Source organism: Phaeobacter sp. S60 (genome assembly GCF_000826845.1).
Classification (GTDB): domain Bacteria; phylum Pseudomonadota; class Alphaproteobacteria; order Rhodobacterales; family Rhodobacteraceae; genus Phaeobacter; species Phaeobacter piscinae.
Window position 1 is genome coordinate 1 of record NZ_JSWJ01000051.1, and the last position, 2,051, is coordinate 2,051.

A 2,051-nucleotide genomic window follows, 5' to 3' on the forward strand; every position below is an offset into this window, starting at 1 on the left:
ACCTCAAGCTCCGACACGGTATGCCGACCCCACATCGGGGCACCGATCGTGGCCAGGATGTGTTGATAGAACCGTCGTTCGTCCGGCGCGGGCGGCGCCTGAACCAGCAGGATAGGCGTTTTCGTGATACCCAGTTCGGCGTTGTACTGAGTTGGATATTTGCTCGCCATGCGCTTGGCGATCATCGTCTTGCCGATGCCAGAACTTCCATAGACCATCAGCCCTGGCATCCGGCTTTGCTGCGGCATTTCCATCAAGGATGTCAATCGGTTGAGAACAATGGCGGCACGGTCAAATGCGATCTAATGGTCGCCGCGGATCCGGTCAATTCTTTCGTCTGGGGTCATTAAACTCATCAATCTCATAGGTTGGCAGATCTGGATTGCCCGTGTCGATCGCGAACATCTCGCGCGACGGATCACGACGCGGTTGGTGCCGGGGAAGTCGCGCGTCTCTTTCGTTTTCCAACCGGGCAGTCCGCGTCTTTTGGCGCGCCGCCTCGGCCAGACGTCGTTGCGCGTCAATCAATTGGAATAAAGTCCGCTCGTTGATCCGGCCACCATGCTTGTCCTGCCATTCTTTCCGTGCCCGACGACTTTCCCATAGCGATATTCGCGGGTGGCTTAGATCACGATACCGCGCCGGGATCATGCGGCCATCATCGACGAGGACCCAGACCTGCGACAGGTCCCGCGGGTCGTACTTCACCTGCACCTTGCCCTGTCCGCGTCCGACCAACGACGCAAAGGAATCACTCCAGTAATGCACCCCAAAGAGCGTGATCCCAGTACGCCCGAGCTGGCGCCACTCGAAAGGCATGAAGCTTGTCCGAAAGGCTTCGACGTCGACGACCTGTCGCCCTGCGGTGTCCCCGCCCATGTCCGCCCAGGCAGCCAGCGGCGTGCGCCCAAGAGCTTCGTGACGCGTATTGTGGTAGCGACAAATCTCCAGATCAAGCCAGTCCTCGAACTCGGCCAGAGTCAGTGCCGCATGTTTCTCGCTGTCGTAGTCGCCCTTCTCGGCGGCGGAGGATTGCGTGGTCCCGGGCAGAACGTGAACAGCTCCCATGGCCGTTCCAATCAGACGTTCGACGTGGCCACCATAGTGTGTGGCGCCAGGCGGGCGGTATTCGACGGCGATGCCCCAGTCTTCGCAGGCCATTCTGAAGGCGTCGCTGTGGAACTCCTGAGCGTTGTCGACATGGATTGCCTTCGGGATACCCGACGTCGGCCAGACCAGCTCTTCCAGCGTCCCGGGAACGTGGATTGATTTCCGACGCACGCAGTGATCGAGACAAAGCGCGATCGACAGAACAGATGGTGCATCAAAGCTGACAAAGACCCCGAGAACGATCCGGGTTGCGACATCGATGGCCACCGTCAAATAGGGGCGCGCAAGCGGTCGCCGATCTACGTGATCGACCAAGATGATGTCGGCCAAGGTGTGATCGATCTGAACGATCTCAAGTGGCGTTTCGACTGCAAACCGACCGGGACGCGCCGCAAAGGTCCTGCTCGCCTCCTTTGCGCCACGGCGCTTTCGCACGATTTCTTTCTCATCCATCGCATCAAGCCGAGCTTTCACAGTCTTACGTGTCGGCGGCTGGAAACCCTTCGCCTCACATTCCGAACGGATCTCTCGCCAAATGCGCAGAAAGCTGGAGCGCTCTCGAACCAGGTAATAGCGCCGCAGGCGCGCATCGATGAGGTCTTCAACTTGTTGCGCAATCCGATTTGATCCCGGCTTCGGCCCGCGACGACCGAGCTCCAACGCCGCGGCACGCCCATCGTTCTCGCGCAAACGGCGGTAAAGCGACCAGGTATGGCTTTTCGCCAGACCCAGTTCCCAAGCAGCATCTCCGATCGCGACACTGATCGGCTCACCCTTCTTCTCAAGCTCCAGGATCGGGCGCAGGACCGAAGCTCGATGTTTTGCAAGACGCTCGCTGACCACGCCAATCCCCTGCCCCAAGTGGCCGGTATTTATCCACAAAACCGACCGTATGCTAATAAAGGGTACAGTATGGCAATTGGGACCGTTTAAAACTGTGG

At 59.0% G+C, this 2,051-nt stretch carries 2 protein-coding genes; both read right to left on the bottom strand.

Annotated features, from left to right (window positions below):
• The coding region (locus OO25_RS22080; protein ID WP_175304870.1) for a TniB family NTP-binding protein at window positions 1-254 on the bottom strand (254 nt) is incomplete at its 3' end.
• A 70-nt stretch (window positions 255-324) separates the two neighbouring features.
• The coding region (locus OO25_RS22085; RefSeq protein WP_139044827.1) for a Mu transposase C-terminal domain-containing protein at window positions 325-2,051 on the bottom strand (1,727 nt) is incomplete at its 5' end.